Source organism: [Clostridium] ammoniilyticum, from assembly GCF_025566905.1.
GTDB classification, from domain to species: Bacteria; Bacillota_I; Bacilli_A; order Erysipelotrichales; family Coprobacillaceae; genus Faecalibacillus; species Faecalibacillus intestinalis.
In genome coordinates, this window is sequence record NZ_JAOQJR010000006.1 from 163,602 (window position 1) to 187,931 (window position 24,330).

General features: G+C 29.1%; 21 protein-coding genes. 7 read left to right on the top strand and 14 right to left on the bottom strand.

The window, feature by feature from the left end; translation table 11 throughout:
• Window positions 1-11: 11 nt before the first annotated feature.
• From OCV55_RS07745 to OCV55_RS07770, 6 genes are all read right to left on the bottom strand, one after another.
• Window positions 12-2,288 (bottom strand): FtsK/SpoIIIE family DNA translocase, encoded by a 2,277-nt coding sequence (locus OCV55_RS07745; RefSeq protein WP_032090034.1) that lies wholly within the window; start codon window positions 2,286-2,288, stop codon window positions 12-14.
• A 61-nt stretch (window positions 2,289-2,349) separates the two neighbouring features.
• Complete coding sequence (locus tag OCV55_RS07750) at window positions 2,350-4,044, bottom strand: ribonuclease J (protein ID WP_117346913.1); 1,695 nt, start codon at window positions 4,042-4,044, stop codon at window positions 2,350-2,352.
• A 79-nt stretch (window positions 4,045-4,123) separates the two neighbouring features.
• Window positions 4,124-4,711, bottom strand: a complete 588-nt coding sequence (locus tag OCV55_RS07755; RefSeq protein ID WP_022001290.1) for a dipicolinate synthase subunit B — start codon at window positions 4,709-4,711, stop codon at window positions 4,124-4,126.
• Entirely contained in the window at window positions 4,704-5,330 is a 627-nt protein-coding gene (locus tag OCV55_RS07760) for a hypothetical protein (RefSeq protein WP_147580273.1), read from the bottom strand. The genes OCV55_RS07755 and OCV55_RS07760 overlap by 8 nt, the downstream gene beginning before the upstream one ends.
• A 45-nt stretch (window positions 5,331-5,375) precedes the next feature.
• Window positions 5,376-5,702, bottom strand: a complete 327-nt coding sequence (locus OCV55_RS07765; protein WP_117574681.1) for a hypothetical protein — start codon at window positions 5,700-5,702, stop codon at window positions 5,376-5,378.
• A gap of 539 nt (window positions 5,703-6,241) precedes the next feature.
• Window positions 6,242-6,808 (bottom strand): DJ-1 family glyoxalase III, encoded by a 567-nt coding sequence (locus OCV55_RS07770; protein ID WP_032090029.1) that lies wholly within the window; start codon window positions 6,806-6,808, stop codon window positions 6,242-6,244.
• 130 nt (window positions 6,809-6,938) lie between these two features.
• Between OCV55_RS07770 and coaBC the strand changes: the two genes are divergently transcribed.
• Both coaBC and OCV55_RS07780 read left to right on the top strand, forming a co-directional pair.
• A complete protein-coding gene (coaBC, locus tag OCV55_RS07775; protein WP_147580274.1) occupies window positions 6,939-8,117 on the top strand; it encodes a bifunctional phosphopantothenoylcysteine decarboxylase/phosphopantothenate--cysteine ligase CoaBC in 1,179 nt (392 codons plus the stop codon).
• A 2-nt stretch (window positions 8,118-8,119) separates the two neighbouring features.
• Window positions 8,120-8,890: a type III pantothenate kinase gene (locus OCV55_RS07780; protein WP_032090027.1), complete on the top strand. Its 771-nt coding sequence runs from the start codon at window positions 8,120-8,122 to the stop codon at window positions 8,888-8,890.
• Here the strand turns inward: OCV55_RS07780 and OCV55_RS07785 are convergent.
• The 3 genes from OCV55_RS07785 to OCV55_RS07795 are packed head-to-tail and all read right to left on the bottom strand — an operon-like array spanning window position 8,887 to window position 12,403.
• Window positions 8,887-9,582 (bottom strand): DUF421 domain-containing protein, encoded by a 696-nt coding sequence (locus OCV55_RS07785; protein ID WP_032090026.1) that lies wholly within the window; start codon window positions 9,580-9,582, stop codon window positions 8,887-8,889. The two genes, OCV55_RS07780 and OCV55_RS07785, sit on opposite strands and share 4 nt — an antisense overlap.
• Window positions 9,583-9,630: 48 nt before the next feature.
• Window positions 9,631-12,063 carry a heavy metal translocating P-type ATPase gene (locus OCV55_RS07790; protein WP_032090025.1) on the bottom strand — a complete coding sequence of 811 codons (2,433 nt, stop codon included), beginning with the start codon at window positions 12,061-12,063 and terminating at the stop codon, window positions 9,631-9,633.
• A gap of 1 nt (window position 12,064) precedes the next feature.
• Window positions 12,065-12,403, bottom strand: coding sequence for an ArsR/SmtB family transcription factor (locus OCV55_RS07795; protein ID WP_022001299.1), 339 nt, complete (start codon window positions 12,401-12,403; stop codon window positions 12,065-12,067).
• A 106-nt stretch (window positions 12,404-12,509) separates the two neighbouring features.
• On the opposite strand from OCV55_RS07795, the gene OCV55_RS07800 reads away from it, so the two are divergent.
• Both OCV55_RS07800 and OCV55_RS07805 read left to right on the top strand, forming a co-directional pair.
• Window positions 12,510-13,037 (top strand): cysteine hydrolase family protein, encoded by a 528-nt coding sequence (locus tag OCV55_RS07800; RefSeq protein WP_147580275.1) that lies wholly within the window; start codon window positions 12,510-12,512, stop codon window positions 13,035-13,037.
• A 110-nt stretch (window positions 13,038-13,147) separates the two neighbouring features.
• On the top strand, window positions 13,148-14,176 hold the full coding sequence (locus OCV55_RS07805) for a branched-chain amino acid aminotransferase (RefSeq protein WP_119363350.1): 1,029 nt from the start codon (window positions 13,148-13,150) through the stop codon (window positions 14,174-14,176).
• Window positions 14,177-14,246: 70 nt separating this feature from the next.
• On the opposite strand, the gene OCV55_RS07810 is transcribed toward OCV55_RS07805, so the two are convergent.
• Window positions 14,247-15,581, bottom strand: coding sequence for a citrate synthase (locus OCV55_RS07810; protein WP_147580276.1), 1,335 nt, complete (start codon window positions 15,579-15,581; stop codon window positions 14,247-14,249).
• A 139-nt stretch (window positions 15,582-15,720) separates the two neighbouring features.
• On the opposite strand from OCV55_RS07810, the gene OCV55_RS07815 reads away from it, so the two are divergent.
• Window positions 15,721-18,066 (top strand): HAD-IC family P-type ATPase, encoded by a 2,346-nt coding sequence (locus OCV55_RS07815; RefSeq protein ID WP_147580277.1) that lies wholly within the window; start codon window positions 15,721-15,723, stop codon window positions 18,064-18,066.
• A gap of 22 nt (window positions 18,067-18,088) precedes the next feature.
• Here OCV55_RS07815 and OCV55_RS07820 read toward each other — a convergent pair whose 3' ends face one another.
• Window positions 18,089-18,856 carry an HD domain-containing protein gene (locus OCV55_RS07820; RefSeq protein ID WP_147580278.1) on the bottom strand — a complete coding sequence of 256 codons (768 nt, stop codon included), beginning with the start codon at window positions 18,854-18,856 and terminating at the stop codon, window positions 18,089-18,091.
• A 54-nt stretch (window positions 18,857-18,910) separates the two neighbouring features.
• Here OCV55_RS07820 and OCV55_RS07825 point away from each other — a divergent pair, with 54 nt between their 5' ends.
• Complete coding sequence (locus OCV55_RS07825) at window positions 18,911-19,351, top strand: GAF domain-containing protein (protein ID WP_117849973.1); 441 nt, start codon at window positions 18,911-18,913, stop codon at window positions 19,349-19,351.
• 32 nt (window positions 19,352-19,383) lie between these two features.
• Entirely contained in the window at window positions 19,384-20,544 is a 1,161-nt protein-coding gene (locus OCV55_RS07830) for a polysaccharide deacetylase (RefSeq protein ID WP_147580279.1), read from the top strand.
• A gap of 14 nt (window positions 20,545-20,558) precedes the next feature.
• Here OCV55_RS07830 and OCV55_RS07835 read toward each other — a convergent pair whose 3' ends face one another.
• From OCV55_RS07835 to OCV55_RS07845, 3 genes are all read right to left on the bottom strand, one after another.
• A complete protein-coding gene (locus OCV55_RS07835; RefSeq protein ID WP_147580280.1) occupies window positions 20,559-23,081 on the bottom strand; it encodes a translation factor GTPase family protein in 2,523 nt (840 codons plus the stop codon).
• A 16-nt stretch (window positions 23,082-23,097) separates the two neighbouring features.
• Entirely contained in the window at window positions 23,098-23,805 is a 708-nt protein-coding gene (locus OCV55_RS07840; RefSeq protein WP_394802858.1) for a tRNA threonylcarbamoyladenosine dehydratase, read from the bottom strand.
• Between the two features lie 51 nt (window positions 23,806-23,856).
• The coding region (locus OCV55_RS07845; RefSeq protein WP_449670417.1) for a family 4 glycosyl hydrolase at window positions 23,857-24,330 on the bottom strand (474 nt) is incomplete at its 5' end.

The window sequence follows — 24,330 nt, forward strand, 5'->3', positions numbered from 1 at the left end:
AAATATCGTTTTTAAATTTCTTCTTCATTATAGCCACGTACATATACTTCACGTGGTTTAGATCCAATTTGTGGACCTATAATACCATCCGCTTCTAATTGATCAATAATTCTGGCTGCTTTGTTATAGCCTATTCTAAATTGTCTTTGTAAAAGTGATGTGCTCGCTTTTTGTGCTTGAATAACAAATGCTCTGCACATTTCATACTCTTCATCTTCTTGTTCTTCTTTAGAAGCAGCTACTGCAGAAATTGGTTTTACATTTGTATATCTTTCATCATATGAGGCTTCTTGTTGTTTCGTTGTATAATAAGTGATTGCTTCCACTTCACTATCATCAACATAAGCTCCTTGCACACGAATCGGCGAATTCGATCCCATTGGTAAAAAAAGCATATCTCCTTTTCCTAAAAGTTTCTCTGCGCCTGTACAATCAAGAATCGTTCTAGAATCAATACTTGAAGAAACAGCAAAAGCAATTCTTGATGGAATATTGGCCTTAATAACACCTGTAATAATATCCGTTGATGGTCTTTGTGTAGCTACAATTAAATGAATCCCAGCCGCACGTGCTAATTGAGCTATACGCATAATACAATCTTCAACATCTTTACTAGCTACCATCATTAAATCTGCAACTTCATCAAGGATTACTACAATATATGGAAGTTTTTCTAATTGATGTTCCGCATCATTTTCTTGATTTTTATTTTCAACATATTGATTATACGTTTCAATTTTTCTAACATTTGCCCCTGCAAATAAATCATAGCGTCTTTCCATTTCCGAAACGGTTTCTCTTAAAGTGGCCGCTGCTTTTTTAGGATCAGTAACGACCGGTGCTAATAAATGAGGAACCCCATTATAATTGGATAACTCAACCTTTTTAGGATCAACTAAAATAAGTTTGACCTCATCCGGTTTCGCACGCATTAATATGCTGCTAATGATCGTATTAACACATACAGATTTACCTGAACCTGTTGCTCCAGCAATAAGTAAATGAGGCATTTTATTAAGCTCTGCATAAATGACTTGACCATTAACATCCTTTCCTAAAGGAACAACAAGTTTATTGTCTTTATATTTATCAGGAATGTTTTTAAATACCTCTTTAAAAGAAACCATTGATGATACTAAATTAGGTATTTCAACACCAACCGCTGGTTTTCCAGGGATAGGCGCTTCAATACGAATATCTTTAGCTGCTAAAGCTAATTTAATATCATCTTGTAAAGACATTATTTTATTGACTCTTGTCCCCGTTTCTAATTTTAATTCATATTTTGTAATTGAAGGACCAATAGAAATATTATTAATAGAAGCATGAACTCCAAATTCATTTAAAACAGCTGTTAATCTTTCAGCACTTTCTACAGCATGATTTTTATTTTCACCTTGTTTTTTATTAACCACATTATGTAAAAGAGATAACGGTGGTAAATGATAATTTTTATTTGTATGCTCTATGACTGGTTCTTCAATTTGTGATTGATCATTTTGAACTAATTCTTCATCCACCGATGGAATAGGTGGCTCTTTATCAACAATTTCTATTTCTTGATGTTCATCATTAAAAGTAAAAGCTTGTGGCAAAGTCACATCTTCTTTCGCTATTTCTTCAAATATAGTCGTTGGGGTTTCATCATCTTCGAAAATAGCATCATCAAAAAAAGTTGTCTTATTTTGTTTTTTCTTAAAGAAATTTCCAAAATAATTTGAATGCTGTTTTAAAGAATCTTTTGTTTTATTAAAATTATTTTTTGCTCTTTTTTGAATTTCTTTTTTGTGTTCAAAATAAAACTTACTTCCTAATAAAATAATTCCTGTTACAACAATAAAAACCGCCGCAATGATTGCTCCCATATAATCAAACAATGCACTTAAAAAGCCATATAAAACTGCCCCCAATAATCCTCCTCTATTTAAAGGAACTTGATTAAAATAAGACTGTATGACTTTTATCCCTGTAAGTGATGGCGTAGCAGAAATAAATAAAGTTAAACCTATAAAGAGCAAATAAAGACCTACCGCCTTAGGACCATTAAATTTAGGAAAATCCGCCTTAATAACAATATATCCTAATAAAAGAATACAAGTAAGATAAATAATCCCATTTAAATTCCCAAATACATACATAAAAACATAATTCAAGTGGTCTCCAATCACACCTAATTGCATAGCAGCAATAATTACTAAAAAAATGAAAAATAAACAAATAATTCTTAATTTTAATTCTTCACTCACTTGTTCTTGCTTACTTTTTCTTTTTCTTGCGGTCTTAGCCATCATATCACCTCTTTACATATCATATTTAAAAAACAAAACAAAAGCAAGATATTCCTTGCTTTTATAATTCTATAATTACTGGTAAAATGACAGGTCTTTTGCCAGTCTCTTTGATAATATATTTGTTTACTTTATCTTTAATATTTTGACGCACATCTCTAATATCTTCTTCCGTCTTATTTTTATAAGACTCTAACTCAGTTTCAGCAATATTCATAATTCCTTTTACAACATTTTCTGAATCCTTTAAGTAAATAAAACCTCTTGTTTGTACATCTGTATTGGCAACAATTTCTCTTGTTTTACCATCAATTGTCATACCAATAATAACAACACCATCATTTTGTAATTGATTTCGGTCATCAATAACTTTAACACCAACATCACCAATTCCAAGACCATCAATCATCACATCTTCAATTGTAATAGAATCTCGATAACTTTGTAATTTTCCATCTTTAAAAGTAATCATTTCTCCATTATCAACAATAGCAATATGATCATCATTTATATTCATTTTTTTAGCAACATCACTTGCAGCAATAAAATGTTGATATTCTCCTTTGATTGGTACGAAATATTTTGGATTTAAAATTTGAATCAATACTTTAATATCCTCTTCACTTGCATGCATAGATTGCAATTCTTTGTTTTTCAAAACATGAATATGTGTATCAGTTTTATAAAGTTCATTGATTGCTCTATTAGCTATTTTTTCAGTCCCTGGTAAAACAGGTGAAGCTACAATAAATGTATCACTATCTTGTAATTTAAGCTTATCATCTCCTCCATCGATAATATCTAAAATATCATGATAGATACGACGAGGACTACCACTTAATAAAACAACCAATTTATCATTATCTTTATTTTTTTGAATATCATTATTATCACCAATACAAGCTGGATGAATATCCAAGATTGGTTTTTTCTTATTTTTAGCAATTCTCATTAAAGAATTGGTATTATCATATTTATCTCTTCCATAGAAACAAATCTTACGATTATATTTTTTAGCTAGTTGAGCAATTTCTTGAGTTCTAAAAGCGTTTTGTGCATAACTTGAAATAATAATACGTCCTGAAGCATCTTCAAAAATACTTTCTATTTTAGCAGTTAACTTATGATTAGGAGAAGTATAGCCATCATTTTTTGAATATGATGATTCACAAAGTAAAGCTAAAACTCCTTTTTTACCAATTTCCATCATCTTTTGAATATTACACCTAAATCTTTCAGGTGCTCCAAAATCAATAATAAATTCACTACTATAGACAATATAACCATAATCTGTTAAAAATGCTAACCCTACACTTCCAGGAATAGAATGCGTAATTGGGAAAAAGTCCACTTCAACTCCAGCAACTTTAATTGTTGCATTCATATTTACTCTTTTGATTTTATATTTATATGAAACATGAGAATGTCTCATATATCTTTGTAATAATTGATCAATTAAATCAGCTGTAAGATCTGTTGTATAAATAGGAACATTCACTTCTTGTAATAAATAAGGAAGTGCTCCCATTACATCATCATGACCATGCGTAATAAATATAGCTTTAATTTTATCTTTATTATCTTTTAAATAATCAAAATTAGGAATAATAACGTCCACTCCTAATTTATCTACTTCTGGAAAACGATAACCTGCATCAATAATAAACCAATTATCATCTATTTCTAAGCAGTACATGCTTTTACCGTTTTCAGCTTGACCACCAATTGGCATCAATTTTATAATACTTTTTTTCATTATTTCCTCCTTAATTATATCTTCTTACACTCACTTTGCTATTATTCTAACAAATTATTAACAAAAGAAAAAGTATCATTTACTCTTTCTTCATTAAAAATAAAGGTTGAATTTGTTTATCAACCAATGCATTGATCATCGTTTGAATAATTAAATCTCGCCGTGCAATCAAACTATTTGGTTTCTTGATTACATCATCTTGATACATTGGCACCAAATAAAAATGCTTTGTATTAAAAATCTTCATCATATTCATTCCGCTTGTTGAAAGTAAGTCATTACTACATAAACCAAGAACGATATTGTGTTGATTTCTAAGTGTTGATTTAACAGCCATTGTCACCGCATTATCATTGATTCCATGTGCCATTTTAGCTAATGTATTGGCACTGCATGGATAAACTACCATTAAATCCAAGGGTATTTGTGGCCCAAAAATTTCTGCTTCAACAACTGAACAAATAACCTTCTTTTCAATAATTTTTTCAACTTCTATGATTAACTGATTCGCCTTAAAAAACCGTGTATCACAAGAATTCACTTGATCACTTATAAAAACATAAATATCTACAGGATATTTTTTTAGTTCCTTTAAAAATCTCAAACAATTACTTAACGAACAAAAAGAGCCTGTAATCCCAACCCCTATTTTCATTCCATTAAACATGTCTCATCACTCCGTGAATATATTGAAACATCAACAATGCCGATTCATATGGAAAATACAAATTAGGTATATTTCTTAGTGATTGATAATCTTTACCCTCAACTGTTTGTGCCAAATCATAAATTTGTTTATATTTTAATTTTTTATAATTGATTTTACAAACAGGAATCGTATTAATAATTAAATCATACTTTCCTGATAAAGCATTTAAATCCAAATGATGATAGATTTGTTTTATTTCATCTAAATCCTTGTTATTTCGATTACAGATTGTAATATCATAATTACTTTTTAAAATATTTGCAAGCTGTTTTGCTAAATCTCCATAGCCTAAAATAAGTATATTATTATAATGTGTTTTATCTTGTATTATTTTTAAATAGAGTCCCATTGCTGTTAAAGTATTATTTAAATGTTTAAAAACTTTATCTTTATTAATAATATATTTTGTATTTATATTATTAAGAGAAAACGTATTGTCATGATCTATCTTTTGATTTTTAACAACATAAAAATCAAGGTTTTGTGCTTGTTTATCATTTATTTGATAACCATGACTTAAAAAAATATCTTTTAAAAATTGTGTTCTTTGATCATATACTTCAATAAACCCTTTCATATGCCACCTCATTATACTATATGAAAGGGTTTGATAAATGTGAAATTAGCTCGCTTTATTTTTCATTTGTGATGTCATCAAAGCTATAATTTCTTCTACTTTTGGACTAATAACACTTACAGCTGACATGATCATCTCTTTTTCATTTTGATAATCATGACATAAAAACGCATACTCACATTTTAGATGAAATAAACATTGTTCCTTTTCATTAACAGTCGTTAGAAACATTAAATTGATTGCATTACTATCGCAAATTTTGTAAGAAACAGACATGACTGCCCGAATATCTTCTAAATTACGAATAACACTGTCTTTTTCAGCATTTAAGTGTACACTTAATAAATGAATTTGTGATATACTGTTTTCCATATTTATTTTACCTCCTTCACTATATATATTGTTATTTTTTAGGTTTTTTCTTTTTATTTTTTTAGAAATGAGGAATTTTATGCAAATTATTACACTTATTTATTCAATCATCTTATTATTTTTTTATCATCCACTTTATCAAAACTACACAAGTTTAATGAATACGTCATTTTCTTTTTTTTATTACATTTGGTGTGTTTTATTAACTCTTTCTTTATGCTTAACTTTTTTTAAAGTAACTTCTTTAAAAAAATTCATTATTTTTCTTTCTCTGTTCTTTTTTATTGGATTAATTTTACCCTATCATAAAAATTATCCAATCTTTTCAACTTTACATGTTTTTATTCCTTTATCTTGCATTATCATTGCACTTTTATTCTTAGCATATCTTATTAAAAATAAACAAAAAAGTGAGCCAATTTTAGCTCACAAAATTTATTTATGGTTTTCCTACGGTCTTTCAATCATTGCCATGTTCATTATTTTCTTTTCTCAAATCAATGGTCTTATCGAAATTAGCGTTTTACTATTTATCAATTTTATTCTTTATGTGCTTCAACGTTCATAAGATATTCATATTGCATACCTTGTCTTAAGTTTGATGAATCGTACCCTAAACTTTCTAAAATAGTATATCCAAATTCTAAGGCAGCCGCTGGTCCTTTACCTGTAATAATATGATCATCTTTTTGAACAATAGCTTCTTGATAATTAGCTCCGGTAAGTTGTGTTTCAAAACCTGGAGAACAAGTACAGATTTTATCTTTTAAAATACCTGCTTTAGCTAAAACAATTGGTCCTGCACAAATAGCAGCAATCAATTTATGTTCCTGATTGAATTGTTGAACAATTTCAATAACACGTGCATCATCTCTTAAATTTGTTGCTCCAGGTAAACCACCAGGAATAACAATTCCATCATATTCTTTGATTTGATCATTAAAGACGCAATCCATTTGAATTGTAATTTGATGAGAACTTGTCACCTTTAAATCATCCATCCCTACTAAATCAACATGAACATTTGCTCTTCTTAAAACATCAACCGGTGTCAATGCTTCGATTTCTTCAAATCCATCTTTACATAATACAGCTATTTTCTTCATAAACACTCCTCTTTTCTTTTAAAGATATTTTATCATGAAAACCAAAAAATAAAAGAATGAAATACATTGTATGGGATTTCAAAATATATTATAATGTTGCATAGATGTAAAAATCACCCTTGGAGGTTTTATGAAAAAAATTGTTATTGGTATAACAGGAAGTATTGCAGCATATAAAACATGTGAACTTATTTCCCGTTTAAAAAAGAAAAATTATAATATTGAAGTTATTATGACAAAAAATGCGGCTCAATTTGTAACACCACTTACCTTTGGAGCACTTATTCATAAACCTGTTTTAATTGATGATTTTGATGAAACAGGTTATCAAATTAAACACATTAACATTGTAAAGGATGCTGATTGTTTTATTATTGTTCCAGCAACTGCAAATATTATTGCCAAAGTTGCTCATGGTTTAGCAGACGATGTTTTATCTTCCGCCTTTTTAGCAGCAACATGTCCAAAAATCATTGCTCCTGCAATGAATGTACACATGTATGAAAATACTGCAACTCAAAAAAATCTTGATATTTGTAAATCTTATCATATTAAGATTGTGAAACCTGAAATTGGTGAACTCGCATGTGGTTATCAAGGAAGAGGACATTTAAGTGATATTGAAGATTTACTTGATGCTATTGAATATGCGACATCTCCTCATCCATTAGCTGGAAAGCATGTTCTTATTACCGCTGGTCCTACTCAAGAGCCACTTGATCCAGTGAGATTTATTTCAAATCATTCAAGTGGAAAAATGGGCTATGCACTAGCAAAAGTTGCTCGTCAATTAGGAGCTCATGTCACATTGATTAGTGGGCCATCATCTCAAAGAGCTCCTTACGAAGTAGATGTAATCAAAATTCAAAGTGCACAAGGTATGTTTAAACAAGTATTAAGTTATTTTGATTTTCAAGATTATGTTATCATGTCTGCTGCTGTTGGTGACTATCGTCCTTTAGAATATAGCAATCAAAAAATAAAGAAAAAAGCTGACGAATTTTATTTAAAATTAGGAAAAAACGAAGATATTTTATCTTATATTGGAAAACATAAAACAAAACAAACTATTTGTGGATTTGCTATGGAAACAGAAAATGTTATTGAAAATGCTCAAAATAAGTTTTTTAAGAAGAATTGTGATTTATTAGTTGTTAATGATTTATTTGAAGATGGTGCTGGGTTTAAAACTGATACAAATAAAGTTGCTTTAATTACAAAAAACTTTGTTGATTATTTAGATTTAATGAGCAAAGAAGATCTAGCACATATTATTTTAGAAAAATTAATGAAAGTTAAAGGAGAATAAAGATGCTAGTAGTTGTAGATATGGGAAACACAAATATTACAATGGGACTTTTTAAAGATGATCAGCTTATTGGCAATTATCGTTTAACGACTAAACTGCAAAGGACATCAGACGAATATGGTTTTATGATTCTTGCTTTTTTAAGCGCCTATAATGTAACCGTTGAAGATATAAAAGATGTTATTATTTCTAGTGTCGTTCCTAAAATCATGTATTCTTTTACAAATTCCATTCGTAAATATTTCCACAAAGAACCTATTATTGTTGGTCCAGGAATTAAAACAGGCATTTCTGTAAAATACGATAATCCTAAATCTTTAGGAAGTGATCGTATTGTTGATGCTGTTGGTGCCTACTATAGTCACCATTGTGCTTGTTTAGTAATTGATTTTGGCACTGCTACGACATTCGATGTTATTTCTTCAAAAGGTGAATTTATGGGTGGCGCAATTGCTCCTGGTATTGGTATTTCTGCTGAAATGTTATCTAATCGTGCTGCTCAACTACCTGAAGTAGCAATAAAAAAACCACAACATATTATTGGTAAAAATACTGTTGAAGGTATGCAATCAGGGGTTGTTTATGGTTATATTGGTTTAACAGAGAAACTGATTGAAGAAATTAAAAGCCAATATCCTGAACCATTAAAAGTCGTTTCTACAGGTGGTCTAGGTAGAATGATCTATCAAGAAACAAATTTGATTGATGCCTATGATAAAGATCTTACATTCAAAGGTTTAAAAATTATATATGATATGCAAAAAAGGGATTAAATAAAATCCCTTTTTAATTCGTTTTTTAAATAAAAATGTATTGTTTGTTGTCCATCTACATACAAAATAACAATTTCTTGAAGATTAATTCCATGAACTTTCATAATTTGTTCTAACCACTTTTGATTATGATGAATCAATTCTAAATTTTCATAAATAATTGTTCCTTGTAAAATAAGAATTGTTGGTATAAATTCTTTTTGAACTTCTTGATGTAGATCACCTAATTTTAAGGGCCTTGACAATGTCTTAGGATAAAAAGTAAATTTCCCATTTGTTTCTAAAATAATTTTATCTAACTCGTTAAGCTCAAAATAACCATTCATTCTACAATTCATCAACAATTCATTCAAATCAATTTTTGCTTTATCCAAACTTTTTAAATATATCTTATCATTTTCAAATAAAACAACAGGTTTTCCTTCAACAAAAAAGCGAAAATTTAAATACCTTTTTGTTAAAACAGAAACACCCCAAGTAAAAACACCATAAACAATCATTCCAATCAACGGCTTTAAAATATCATTAAAACTTCCCATAACCATTTCAGCAGCAATAGAACCAATTGTAATTCCAATTATATAATCATATAAAGATAACTCTGTTACTTGCCTATAGCCCATTAATTTCGTTAGTAAAAACAAAACAATCAAAGAAATTAAGGGCAAAACAAAATATTCAAGCAAATTCATTTTAATCACCCTTTTAAGTATGGACAAAATAAAAAAAAGAAGTCAAAATTATGACTTCTTATACAAAATTCTCATTGAGTTACAAATAGCAATTAAAGTAACACCTACATCAGCAAAAACACCCATCCACATATTTGTAAGTCCAAACAAAGTAAGAACTAAAACTCCAATTTTAATTAATAACGTAAAAGTAACATTTTCTTTTAAAATAAAGTTTGTATAATGAGAAACTTGAATGGCTTTAGCAATTGATGTAATATCGTCACTCATTAAAACAACATCTGCAGCTTCAATAGCTACATCACTACCAACGCCACCCATCGCAATACCAATATCACTTCTAGCAAGAACTGGCGCATCATTAATACCATCACCAACAAAAGCTACAACATGATCATTACCCATTAATTTTTCTAATTGTGTAACTTTATCTTGTGGTAATAAATCACTATATACTTGATCAATTCCTATTTTAGAAGCAATATCACGAGCAACAGTTGAATGATCTCCTGTAAGCATAACCGTATTTGAAACATGTGCCTTCTTTAAGTCTTGAATACCTGGCATTGTAGATTCTTTAATAACATCTGCAACAACGATATGTCCTAAATATTGTTTTTGACATGCTATATGAACAATTGTTCCAATAGATTGAGGTTGACTCACTTCAATACCTAATTCATGAAAATATTTTTCATTTCCTAATTCATATTGTTTTTGATCAATAACAACAGAAAGACCTTTTCCAGCGATTTCTTTAAAATCTTCTATTCTTGTACTATCGATTTCTTTATTATAAGCTTTAACAATACTTCTAGCAATTGGATGATTTGACATATATTCACCATATGCACCAATTTCTAATAAATAATCATCTGAAATTTCAACAACTTCAAATTCACCTTTAGTAAGTGTTCCTGTTTTATCAAAAACAACAGTATCAATATCTTTTAATAATTCTAAATAGTTCCCACCCTTAACTAAAACACCTAAAGCACTCGCTTTACCAATACCAGCATATAAACCTAAAGGTACTGAAATAACCAGTGCACATGGACAAGAAACAACTAAGAATGTACATGCACGATAAAGCCAATCATAGAAATTTTGATTTGGTAAAATAATCATCGGAACAATTAATAATAAAACAGCAAGTCCCACAACAGTTGGTGTATAAACTTTTGCAAAACGGGTAATAAATTTTTCAATTTTAGCTTTTTTACTTGCAGAATTTTCAACAAGATCAATAATACGACTTACTGTACTATCCGCATAAGGTTTTGTTACTTCAATATAAATAACATCATTTAAATTGACAACTCCTGATAAAACCTCATCTCCTACTTCAACACTTCTAGGAACTGATTCACCTGTTAAACTTGCAGTATCTAACATACTGTTTCCTTTAATAACTTTACCATCCAACGGTACTTTTTCTCCAACTTTAACAACAATTGTATCTCCTACTTGTACTTCTTCAGGAGTTACTTGAATCATTTGATCATCTTTTACAATTGTAGCATACTCACTTTTAATATCCATTAAAGAAGAAATAGATGATCTTGTCTTATTAACAGCATATCCTTGGAAAATTTCACCAATAGCATAAAATAGCATAACCGCAATTGCTTCACTGTAATCACCTAAAGCAATCGCTCCAAAAGTTGCTAAACACATTAAGAAATTTTCATCCAAAAAGTCTTTTCTACCAATATTTTTAATTGCTTTTAAAATGACTTTATAACCAATTAATAAATAAGCAAACAAATATAAGAAAGTAGCAAAACCACCTGCAAAGAAATGTGCCCCTATAAAAATAATAACACCTTCAACCAATTCCATATTTTCTTTTAAATCAAATAATTTTGGTTTACTATATATTTTTTGATTATCTTCCTTTGATAAAACAACTCCTTCTTCAACAGAGTCAACAACAGCTTGTAACTTTTCCATTAAAGAATCATCGTTTTTTACTTTAACCATTAACTTTTGAGTAGAAAAATTAACAACCGCATCTTCAATGTAAGATTGTTTTTTTATCTCAGCTTCTACTTTACTTGCACAGTTTGCACAATCCAAACCAACTATATTAAATTTGATTGAATTAGCCAATTCACGATGATCTTCCACATGTTCATGATGATGTCCGCAACCACATTCATCGTGATGATGTTCATGTTCATGATGGTGTCCACAACCACATTCATCGTGATGATGTTCATGATGGTGTCCGCATCCACATTCATTGTGATGATGTGTTTTGTTTGTAGAGAGGTTATCTATTGTTACTTCATCTTCAATGGATTGTATAAAAGAAAGAAGTTCATTATCATTAATTTCTTGATTACTTTCAAAAGTCATCATACCTGTTGCAAAAGAAATTACACAATCATTAATCTCTTCTTTTTTATTTAAAGCATCTTCTAATTTTTGTGTGCAATTAGCACAATCAAGGCCATTAACCTTATATTTATATTTCATATTATTTATCCTCCATGATATGACTATAACCAGCCTCAAAAATTAGTTTTACATGCTCATCATCTAACGAATAGTACATCATTTTACCATCTCTTCTATTTTTAACTAATTTATTGGCTTTTAAAATTCTAAGTTGATGAGAAATAGCTGACTGAGTCATATCCAAACAAGCAGCTAAATCATAAACACACATCTCATGATCAAATAAAGCACAAATAATGCGTATTCTTGTTGAATCACCAAACACTTTGAATAATTCAGCAACATCATATAAAGATTCTTCCTCGGGCATTGCTTTCTTTACTTGTTCAACAATTTCATTATTAACGATTTTATCCATTTTTTCTCCTTTCATATGAATATATGTTCATATGAATATTATATGATATTTATTTACAAAGTCAATATATATGATAAGATTAAATAAAAATGATTGGAGAAATTTTATGAAAAAATTACTGATTGTAGTAGACTATCAAAAAGATTTTGTAAATGGTAGTTTGGGATTTAAAGAAGCTGAAGATTTGGATGAGTATCTTGCTTCTTTAATTGATCAATATCATCAAAATAAAGATGATGTTATTTTTACTTTCGATACACATCAAAATAATTATTTAGAAACTCAGGAAGGAAAGAATTTGCCAATTGAACATTGCATTAAAAATAGTGATGGTTGGAAACTATATGGCAAGGTAAATACTGCTAAAAAAGAATATGATATTTGTATTGAAAAAACAACTTTTGGTTCTCTTGAATTAGGAAATCACTTAAAGGATAAAAACTACCAAAATATTACTCTAGTAGGTGTTGTTTCTAATATTTGTGTTTTATCTAATGCTGTAATTGTTAAAAGCGCTCTACCTGAAACACCTATCTTTATTGATGTAAAAGGTATTTCTAGTAATGATTTAACAATGCAGGCAAAAGCAATTTCAATTTTAGAAAATTTGCAATTCAATATTATTAATAAATAAAATACAATTAATAATTTTTTATTAAAATAAGTTATAAATTATTATTGACACTTCATCTAATGAGGCGTAGAATTTGCCTAAAGATATATATAGGAAAGGAAGTATTAAAAATGTCAAAAAAAGATATTGATTGGTCAAATATCGGTTTTGGATATATGCCAACAGAAGCAAGATTCGTATCAAATTATAAAGATGGAGCTTGGGATGAAGGCGTGCTTACTGCTGATGACAAAGTTGTTATTAGCGAATGTGCAGGTGTTTTACAATATGCACAAACATGTTTTGAAGGGTTAAAAGCTTATAGAACAAAAGATGGGAAAGTTGTTTGCTTTAGACCTGATTTAAACGCAAGTCGTATGGCTGACTCTTGCAAACGATTAGAAATGCCAGTTTACCCTGAAGATAAATGGGTAGAAGCCATTGAAAAAGTTGTTAAAGCTAATATTGATTATGTACCACCTTATGGTTCAGGAGCTACTTTATATATTCGTCCATATATGTTCGGTAGTAATCCAGTTATTGGTGTTAAACCAGCTAACGAATATCAATTTAGAGTATTCGTAACTCCTGTAGGGCCTTACTTCAAAGGAGGAGTTAAACCTATTACAATTCGTGTATCAGACTTCGATCGTGCTGCACCTCACGGTACAGGACATATCAAAGCTGGTTTAAACTACGCAATGAGTTTACATGCAATCGTTGATGCACATAATCAAGGATTTGATGAAAACATGTACTTAGATGCAGCTACTAGAACTAAAGTAGAAGAAACTGGTGGAGCAAACTTTATTTTCGTAACAAAAGATAATAAAATCGTTACTCCAAAATCAAACAGTATCTTACCTTCTATCACTCGCCGTTCTTTAATGTATGTTGCTAAAGAATACTTAGGATTAGAAGTTGAAGAAAGAGAAGTTTATTTTGATGAAGTAAAAGATTTCGCTGAATGTGGTCTTTGCGGTACTGCTGCTGTTATCTCACCAGTAGGCAAAATCAATGATCATGGTAAAGAAATTTGTTTCCCAAGTGGAATGGATGAAATCGGACCTGTTCTTAAAAAACTTTATGAAACTTTAACAGGTATTCAAATGGGTACAATTGAAGCACCTGAAGGTTGGATCAAAGTTATCGAAGAATAATAAAATATATAAGAGTTGTCATCTTGGCAACTCTTTTCTTTTATAAAAAAAGCATTGATTTAACAATGCTTTAACGATTTTCCATTTTAATATATTCTTTCTTTTCCCCAACATATTTACCTGCTGGACGAATAATTCTTCCTGAATAAAGTTTATTTTCAATATTATGTGCAACCCATCCAACAGAACGTCCAATAACAAACATCAAGGTATAAAGATCTTTAGGAATTCCTAGCATATCATAAACGAGCCCGCTATAGAAATCAATATTAGCACATACATGAATACCTTTTCTCTTTTCAATTTCAGCAACCGCAATTTCTTCAAAACGATGATATAAGTTATATTCTTTTAATCTATCTTTTTCAATAGCTAGCTGCTTACATTGTTTAGAAAGAATTTGACAACGAGGATCACTCAATGTATAAACAGCATGCCCTATACCATAAATCAAACCAGATTGATCATTAAATTTTTTACCTAAAATATCATTTACAATTTGTCTAATCTGTTCATCACTTGCATTTAAACCAACAGTATCAATAACAAGTTCCATTTGTTTGGCTACCGCTAGATTAGCTCCACCATGTTTAGGACCCTTCAAAGAACCAATCGCTCCTGCAAAACATGAATAGATATCAGTTCCCGTAGATGACATTACCACATTTGTAAATGTAGAGTTGTTCCCTCCCCCATGATCAGCATGTAATACTAAACACATATCTAGAACACTGGCTTCTGTTTTAGTAAATGAACGATTTATTCTTAACATCTGTAAAATATTTTCAGCAATCGAATAATCAGTATTTACAGGATGAATAAATAAACTATCACTATCAAAATAATGTACTTTACAACGATAAGCATAACAAACAATTTCGGGAATCTTAGCGATTAAATCTAACCCCTTATTTAATGTTGCTTCTGGTGAAACATCATCAGGTGTTTCATCATACGTGTAAAGCATTAAAACTTCTTGTTGAAGTTTATTCATCATATTTTGCATTGGAAATCCTAGTATACGTGCTTGTAAATAATTCAAAGGTAAATCATATCTTGAAGCTAATTCTTTTTTAAACGCATCTAATTCATCTTTATTAGGTAAATATCCAAAAAGAATTAAAAAACAAGCTTCTTCAAAAAGAAAACGATTTTTTGGATCATGTCCCTTTATAAAATCAGAAACTTTAACACCCCTATAATAAAGTTCCCCTTCTGTATCAATCTTTTTACCATTTTCTTTTTTATATCCCACAACATCTGATATTCTTGTAAGTCCAACAAGAACACCTGTTCCATCTTCATTTCTTAAACCATTTTTTACGTTGTATTTAGAATATAAAGAATTGTCAATTTTATTTAATGATGTACTTCTTTGAAATACATAATCAATAAATTCACTCATATTTAAGCCCCCTTATCATAGTGTTAGAAATATCATATCACAAATTTGTATAATTGTATACAATTATTTACTTGTCTTATTTTGTTAAAGATTGTCAAATGACAAAAAGTATTCTAAAATAGAATACAAGGTGATAGTTATGAAAATATTTGATAGAGAATTCTCAGGTCTATCTCAAGAAGACGTTTTAAAAAGGCAACAACTTGGGAAAACTCATTTTGTGGAAAGTAAAACAACAAAAACATATAAAGAAATTATTTTTAATAATATTTTTACATTTTTCAATTTAATTAATATTCTACTATTTGCATGTCTTGTTTTTGTTGGATCTTATCGTAATACCCTTTTTATCTCTGTTATCTTTTTTAATACTTTAACAGGAAGTTATCAAGAAATAAAAGCAAAAAGGACATTAGATCAGTTAAGTATTTTAACAAAACAACAAATTGATGTTTTAAGAGATAATCAATTATCTAAAATCAATGTTGATGAAATTGTTCAAGATGATCTCATCATTTTAAATACAGGAATGCAAATACCTGTTGATTGTGAACTTTTAGAAGGTCATATAGAAGCAAATGAATCACTTCTTACAGGTGAAAGCGATGCTATTTTAAAAGTCAATGGTGATTCACTTCTTTCAGGAAGTTTTGTTACATCAGGACGTGCAATTTGTAAAGTAATTCATGTAGGAAAAGAAAGTTATATTCATAAGCTTACCGCTCAAGCAAAAGAATTTGAAAGCAAAAAATCAGAGCTATCAAAATCGATTGACCAAATTTTAAAAATTATCTCAATTATTATCATTCCTTTATCAATTTTACTCTTTTTTAAAGAATATTTTATTGGTCATTATCCATTTAGTGATGCAGTTGTTTCAGTTGTAGCTGCTGTTTTAGGAATGATTCCATCTGGACTTGTATTACTTACAACAATCGCCCTATCTTTAAGTGTTCTAAGACTTGCTAAAAAAAATACTCTTGTCCAAAATCTATTTTGCATTGAAACTCTTGCTCGTGTGGATACTATTTGTTTAGATAAAACAGGAACGCTTACTGAAGGTAAGCTTAAAGTTGATGATGTTATTTGTTTTGATGATCATTTTAATATTGATCAAATTATCAAAAATATGAATTATTGTTTAGAAGATGGCAATATGACATCTATAGCACTTCATCAATACTTCTCTAAAGAAAAAAATTATCAGCCTTTCTTTGTTATTCCTTTTTCATCGCAAAGAAAATATAGCGCTGTTTCTTTTAATGAATTTGGAACCGTTTATTTAGGAGCAAGTCAATTTATTTTTGAAAATCTAGATTCTAAGATTGAAAAGAAAATTAAAACTTATACCTCTCAAGGTTTTCGTGTTTTGTGTATTGGATATACTCCAATAACTATTAATGATAATACTTTAATAAAAGAGTTAAAATGTATTGGAATTTTAATTTTATCTGATGTTATTCGTCAAGACGCTAAAACAACATTAGATTATTTTAAAAGACAAGATGTTGATATTAAAATTATTTCTGGAGATGATCCTGTTACTGTTTCAGCAATTGCTAGACGTTGTCATCTTTTAAATTATGAACATTACATAGATGTTTCTTCTTTATCGGATGAACAAATAAAAGAGGCCATTGAAAAATATACTATTTTTGGACGTGTTTCTCCAAAACAAAAACAATTGATGGTCAATACTCTTCAAGAAAATAACCATACGGTTGCAATGACAGGTGATGGTGTTAATGATGTATTAGCTTTAAAAGCAGCAGATTGTTCAATTGCTATGGCCTCAGGAAGTGATGCAGCTAAAAGCGCTTCACATATTGTTTTATTAAAAAATAACTTTAATGCCATGCCACATATCGTTAATGAAGGAAGACGTGTCATTAATAATATTACTGCTTCTGCATCAATGTATTTAATTAAAACAATCTTTTCAGTTGTTTTATCAATTGGAATGATCTTATTTGGACATGGTTATCCATTTAAACCTATCCAACTAACTGTCATTTCTGCTTGTTGTGTAGGCATCCCGACTTTCTTTTTGACCTATGAACCAAATTTCAAAAGAGTGTCTGGTGATTTTTTAAAAACAGTCTTTAAAAACGCCTTCCCTTTTGCCTTTATGATTGCTATTTGCTCAACAATTATCGTTAATGGTGGTCGTGTCTTAGGTTTAGAAAAAGAAATGCTTTCAACAATTTGTGTTTTACTTACAAGTTGGTGTTATTATAATGGTTTAAGACATATTTATTCACCCTTAAGTCATTATCGTATTTTTGTAATCTATATAATGCAAATTGTTTTATATATTTCTTTAATTGTTGGTCATCAATTTTTAGGATTAGGAAATATTGATTATATTGGTGCTATTACTTTAATGTTTTTAGTTACTTTTTCAAAAGTCATTTATTTATTGAATTTTGAATTATTTGATTATACTTATTTATTCTTGCAAAGAAAACGAAATAAACACAAATAAAAAGGACAAACGTCCTTTTTATTTACTTACATTTTTCTTCAATATAACTTTGACATGTTTTTTCAACAAATAACATATCTTCTTTTAAATTTCCTGTAAAATGTAAACGTTCCATATTCCTATGTATATAATCATTTTCTCTGATAAACAAATAACTTGATTTAAAATTTAAGTCAAATACGAAAGCCATATAAGAAACCCACATATCTACTTCATTGTGCCTATTTTCTTTTAAAATCAAAGTATGATTTTCAATATCTTTCAAAATATTTTGAGAAACTCTTTGACTATAAAAGTCAGCATCTGAAATACTAAACAAAGTTTGTATTGATTCTATATTTTTTACTCGAAAATTATCTAATTTATCACTATCCCTAATAAGTAGAACTTGTTTTAATAAAGAGGGTTCTAAATTATTTGGTATTTTGTATAAAGAATGATAAGCAATCGCCTTTTCGATAATTTCATCATATTGATCATCATCAATAAAATTTCTAATCATCCCCTCTTTAAATAAAACCTGCACCCCTAATTTAGCATGATCAATATTTCGATCATCAAAGCTATTAAAACGTTTTATTTGTTCAAAACGTCCTATATCATGCAATAAAGCAATTAAATAGGCTATGTCTCTTTCAACACCTGTAATATTTTCATGGTAGCATAAATATTCAGTTGTATGTACGACTTCCAATGTATGAACAAGTTTTAAATGAATTTTATCATTCGTTAAATCAAATTGACGCACATAATTTATAAAACTCTCTTTTGCTTTTAAAATATCAAACACCTTGACCTTACTCCTTTCTTTATTTTATACTATACCATAAAGTGAGGTAAAAATATGAATGACTTATTATTAAAACAATACATTGGTTTAATTGAATGTAACAATGAAGAAATTTCAATTCTAGCCAATACATCTGCTTTTATTATGCAAAATTTTCAAGATATCTCTTGGGCTGGATTTTATTTATTTAAAAACAATGAACTTATTTTAGGACCATTCCAAGGTAAAATTGCTTGTACTAACATTCCTCTAGATAAAGGAGTTTGTGGTAAAGCAGCATCTACTCGAAAAACTGTTATTGTAGAAGATGTTCATCAATTTGCAGGACATATTGCCTGCGATAGTGAAAGCAACAGTGAAATTGTAATTCCACTTATAAAAGGAAATCAATTATATGGTGTATTAGATTTAGATTCTACATCATTTAGTAGATTTTCTAAAGAAGATCAAATTATTTTTGAAGAAATTTCAAAAATTTTAGTTCAACATTTATAATTATTTACATATCTTTGATATGAGGGGAAGCCATGAAAAGACATCTTTTATTATGTTGTTTAATAGGAATAATGAGTATACTGGGTTACTTTTATTTTCAAAGAAAGATTATATTTATTGATCATCCAACAATTGAAATCAATAGTCCATTTTATTATAAAAAATATATTAAAAAAGTTAAAAATGGTTCTATTAATGACGTCACTTATAATGCAAATGATTTAAACAATCAAACTTTAGGACATTATACAGTGACTTATTTTTTTAAAGGAAAAACATATCATTTGAAAATAGAAGTGATTGATACAAAAAAACCAACTATTAAAGAATCTGAATCTTTAAAAATTGAAAAAGGGAAATCTTACGATTTAAAAAAAGGAATTATTATTAAGGATAATTCTAATCAATACAATTTAACAATTGATACCAATGATTTTAATCCCAATCAAATTGGAAACTATACAATTTATTATAAAGCAAATGACCTTTCCAATAACCAAACGACTTTCAAAAGAAAAGTAACTGTCGTTAAAAAAATAGAAATTGGCACACATATAGAATCTAATAAAAAAATAGTGTATCTTACGTTTGATGATGGTCCCAGTCAAAATACTGATTGCATTTTAAAAATATTAAAAAAATACAACGCTAAAGCAACTTTTTTTGTTACAGGATGTCATCAAGAATATAATCAATATATTATTGAAGCTTATAAACAAGGACATACTATTGGTTTGCATAGTTATTTGCATGAATATCAAGATATTTATTCCTCTAAGGATGCTTATTTCAAGGACCTTAAAAAAATAAAACAAATGGTTAAACAACTTATTGGTATTCAAGTCCACTATATTCGTTTTCCAGGAGGAAGTTCTAATCGTATTTCTAAAAACTATTGTCATGGTATCATGTCTCAATTAACACGTGAAGTCATTAAACAAGGTTATCAATATTATGACTGGAATGGTGATACAACAGATGCAAGTGGCAATCATATCCCAACTGCAACAATCATTAAACAAGCTACAAGTGAAACACATCAAAATATTGTCCTTTTAGCACATGATACAGATGCTAAAGATACAACTGTAGCTGCTCTTCCTTCTATCATCCAATATTATAAAGAAAAAGGTTATCAATTTTTAGGCATTGATGATGAAAGTTACTATGTACATCATGATATACAAAATTAGCAGTCATTTGACTGCTAATTCTTTTTTAAATCCTCTAATAAATAATTTTTCATTTGCTTATTTTTTCTTTGAAATTCTTCAATTTCATGAAGATGTGTTTCTTTAACCAATAATTCGAATTCTCTTGCAGAAATACGCATAGCCCCTCTAGAAGAAACAATAATTTGTTCTAAAACATCTGAAGTAGCTACATAAACACGATATTTTTGTGATAAATCATGTGTTACTTTCTCTATGTAGTTATCTGCAGTTTGCGCTTCTTTTGTATAAACAACATAAATATTATCATTTTTTTCAATTGAGCCAATATTCTTTTTAATTTTATAAGCATCAAAAACAACAATCAGCAAACATTTTCGATAACCTTGATAATTATTCAAAATATCTATTAAACGATGTCTAGCATGGTCTAAATTTGTTTTAGCAAGTTCATTTAATTCATCCCACGAAAAAATAATATTATATCCATCTACTAATAAACATTCTGGTAAAATTGTCTTTTTTTCTTCAACCTGTTTTTCTATTTTACGATTCATTTCTTTAGAAAGTCGTCTTTTAATTGGTCCATATGTTCTAATAAATATTTCCTCTAACTCTTTATCATCGACTTTATAATTTTTTGTAACTGGACGTGGTTTATTTTTTTGATATACATAAGGTAAATGCATATAATTTGCTACTTCATCATAAGGGACATAAAATCCTGCACCCTGTTTACAAAAGATAGAACCTGTAGGAAATAAAGCATCTTCTTCACTATTATAGCCAATTTCTTGAATATTTTTTTCTTGATCATGACATTCAAAGTAACCAGCCATTTGATAGAACAGCTTCCCATTACCTTTTGTAAGCGAAAGAAAATCCTTTTGATAAGTCATTAAATAACGAACAGGTGCTTTTCCTTTAATGATTGTTAAATCCTGTTCATAACTTATTTGATAATCGCTATGAAATGTATCTAAATCATAAATAATCTTACTTGAAATATGATTTTCTACAATCATCTCAAATTCATAATAAGGTTCTAATAAAAGAGATTTTGCCTTTTTTAAGCCTTGTCGAATTGCTCGATAGGTTGCTTCTCTAAAATCTCCGCCTTCAGTATGTTTTAAATGGGATTTTCCTGTAACAAGAGTCAATTTCATATCTGTAATAGGCGATCCTGTAAGAACACCAAGATGTTGAATTTCTTGCATATGTGTTAAAACAAGATTTTGAAAATTAAGCGGTAAAGTATTTCTTTGACATTGATTTTCAAACACAAGTCCTTTGCCCCTTTCTAAAGGTTCTAATAAGATATGCACTTCAGCATAGTGACGTAAGGGTTCAAAATGACCTACTCCTTCAACTTTATCCAAAATCGTTTCTAAATAAGTAATTCTTCCTTCATCATAATGAATTAAAAATCCATAACGTTCCAAAATAAGATTTTGTAAAGTATCTAATTGAATTTCTCCCATAATTTTAACTGAAAGAATTCCTAATCGTTGATTATATTCAAATTGTAAACTTGGATCTTCTTTACCAATACTTAGTATTTGTTCAATAGCTTTACTTTTTTCAATATCATCAGGAAGTAAAATTTGATAAGACATAAAAGGCTTTAAAATATTTTGTTGTGTCTGTTTTTGATTTCCAAATGTAAAACCAATAGGTAACTCATCTAAACCCAAACAAGCCACTATATCACCTGTTGAAGCACTTTGAACACTTTGATAGCCTTGTCCTGTATAAATTCTTAATTCATCTACTTTACTTTCACTAATAACATCTTTAACATGCAAAGTCCCACCTGTTACTTTTAAATGCGTTAAATTTTTTTGTTTATGAAATGTCTTTTTAAAAACAATCCCACTTAAAATATCTAAAGCTTCTTTTTGACAAGTATATAAATCTAAAGCTTCCATAAATTCTTCTACACCTTCATCTTTTAACGCTGAGCCAAAGAATACAGGAAACATTTGTCTTAAAGAAATAACTTTTTGAATATCTTCTTGTTTCATTTGTTGATTAAGATACTTTTCTAATAATTCATCATTTAATAAAGAAATGTTTTCATAAAAGTTTTCATCAATTGCAAAACAATTTTCATTTAATTCTTTTTGAATATTTTGTAATAATTGCTCTTTGGTTGAGTACGTACTATCCATCTTATTAACAAAAATAAAAGTAGGAATTTGATAAGTTTGCAATAATTTCCAAATTGTTTTTGTGTGCGCTTGTATACCATCCTTAGCCGAAATAACAAGAATAGCATAATCTAACACTTGTAACGTTCTTTCCATTTCACAACTAAAATCATTATGCCCAGGTGTATCTAAAAAAGTCATTTGACTTTCTCGATACATAAATGAGATCTCTTTTGAAAAAATAGTAATACCTCTTTTTCTTTCTTGTGTATCATAATCTAAAAAAGAATCTTCCTTATCAACTCTTCCCATTTTTTTAATAACACCTGCATGAAAAAGCATTGCTTCAGATAATGTTGTTTTTCCAGCATCAACATGTGCTAAAATCGCAAAAGTTACTTTTTTCATGAATTTCACCTTCTTTCTACTTTATATGTAGTAAGTCTCTTACAACAACACTTGCAATGATCAAACCTGCACAACTTGGTACAAAAGAAATACTACCAGGTGTTTTTTTATGTGTCTCAGGATTTACAGGTGCATCTGTTTCAATGGGCTTTTCTGTAGAATAAACAACTTTTAAAGCAGGTATTTTTCTTTTCTTAAGTTCCCTTCTCATAACTCTAGCAAGTGGACAAATAGATGTTTTATAAATATCAGTTACCTCCAACTTTGTTGGATCTAACTTATTACCTGTCCCCATCGATGAAATAATTTTAATCTTTTTTTCTTGTGCTATTTCTACCAATTTAATTTTAGCTGTTACTGTATCAACAGCATCTACAATATAATCAAACTCATCAAAGGGAAAATGATCAACTTTTTCAGGTAAAAAGAAATCATCATATGTTAAAACATGACAATGTGGATTAATAGATATAATACGTTCTTTCATAACTTCTACTTTTTTTTGATCTATTGTTTGATGTGTCGCAATAATTTGACGGTTAAGATTCGAAATAGAAACCGTATCATGATCAATGATATGAAGTGTCCCTACACCAGCTCGAGCCAGTGCTTCAACGACAAAACCACCCACACCACCAACACCAAAAATAGCAACGGTACTGTTTTGTAAGGCCTCTATTCCTTCTTTTTTTATTAATAATTCTGTTCTTGAAAATTCTTCCATAATAATCACCTGTAAAAGTATACCATAAAATAAAAAAGGCTTCCGCCTTTTTTATAAACCTTTTTCAGTTAATTCACGTGCAACATCATCTTTGATGGTAACACCTGCTGCTTTTAACTCGGCAATCTTATCTGCAAATTGTGGTAAGTATTTTTCATGAGCAATCAATAATTCATTTAAAACATTCACCATTTTTTGTCCTGATACTGTTTGTGGATTTAAAATGAATGCTTGCATTAATAATCCATAATCACCAGTTACAGCTGCTTCTTCAACACATAATTCCATGTTTTTCATGCATTGTAACCATCCTCTTTGAGCTGGTTGTAATGGTCCAAAGGCAATAGCTCTTGCTCCTGTTGAACCAATATATGCTGAAACTTCTACTGCACAGTCAGCTGGTAAATCTGGGACAGATCCATTATTTTTAGTTGTTACAACGATATGTGATAATTTATTTCCATAAATAGAAGCAATTGTTTCACAAGCCGCATCTGAATAATGTGCTCCTCCACGTTTTGCTAA

Coding starts and splice junctions, on each gene's coding strand:
- OCV55_RS07745 (WP_032090034.1), bottom strand. CDS start 2,288: ATGGCTAAGACCGCAAGAAAAAGAAAAAGTAAGCAAGAACAAGTGAGT.
- OCV55_RS07750 (WP_117346913.1), bottom strand. CDS start 4,044: ATGAAAAAAAGTATTATAAAATTGATGCCAATTGGTGGTCAAGCTGAA.
- OCV55_RS07755 (WP_022001290.1), bottom strand. CDS start 4,711: ATGTTTAATGGAATGAAAATAGGGGTTGGGATTACAGGCTCTTTTTGT.
- OCV55_RS07760 (WP_147580273.1), bottom strand. CDS start 5,330: ATGAAAGGGTTTATTGAAGTATATGATCAAAGAACACAATTTTTAAAA.
- OCV55_RS07765 (WP_117574681.1), bottom strand. CDS start 5,702: ATGGAAAACAGTATATCACAAATTCATTTATTAAGTGTACACTTAAAT.
- OCV55_RS07770 (WP_032090029.1), bottom strand. CDS start 6,808: ATGAAGAAAATAGCTGTATTATGTAAAGATGGATTTGAAGAAATCGAA.
- coaBC (WP_147580274.1), top strand. CDS start 6,939: ATGAAAAAAATTGTTATTGGTATAACAGGAAGTATTGCAGCATATAAA.
- OCV55_RS07780 (WP_032090027.1), top strand. CDS start 8,120: ATGCTAGTAGTTGTAGATATGGGAAACACAAATATTACAATGGGACTT.
- OCV55_RS07785 (WP_032090026.1), bottom strand. CDS start 9,582: ATGAATTTGCTTGAATATTTTGTTTTGCCCTTAATTTCTTTGATTGTT.
- OCV55_RS07790 (WP_032090025.1), bottom strand. CDS start 12,063: ATGAAATATAAATATAAGGTTAATGGCCTTGATTGTGCTAATTGCACA.
- OCV55_RS07795 (WP_022001299.1), bottom strand. CDS start 12,403: ATGGATAAAATCGTTAATAATGAAATTGTTGAACAAGTAAAGAAAGCA.
- OCV55_RS07800 (WP_147580275.1), top strand. CDS start 12,510: ATGAAAAAATTACTGATTGTAGTAGACTATCAAAAAGATTTTGTAAAT.
- OCV55_RS07805 (WP_119363350.1), top strand. CDS start 13,148: ATGTCAAAAAAAGATATTGATTGGTCAAATATCGGTTTTGGATATATG.
- OCV55_RS07810 (WP_147580276.1), bottom strand. CDS start 15,581: ATGAGTGAATTTATTGATTATGTATTTCAAAGAAGTACATCATTAAAT.
- OCV55_RS07815 (WP_147580277.1), top strand. CDS start 15,721: ATGAAAATATTTGATAGAGAATTCTCAGGTCTATCTCAAGAAGACGTT.
- OCV55_RS07825 (WP_117849973.1), top strand. CDS start 18,911: ATGAATGACTTATTATTAAAACAATACATTGGTTTAATTGAATGTAAC.
- OCV55_RS07830 (WP_147580279.1), top strand. CDS start 19,384: ATGAAAAGACATCTTTTATTATGTTGTTTAATAGGAATAATGAGTATA.
- OCV55_RS07835 (WP_147580280.1), bottom strand. CDS start 23,081: ATGAAAAAAGTAACTTTTGCGATTTTAGCACATGTTGATGCTGGAAAA.
- OCV55_RS07840 (WP_394802858.1), bottom strand. CDS start 23,805: ATGGAAGAATTTTCAAGAACAGAATTATTAATAAAAAAAGAAGGAATA.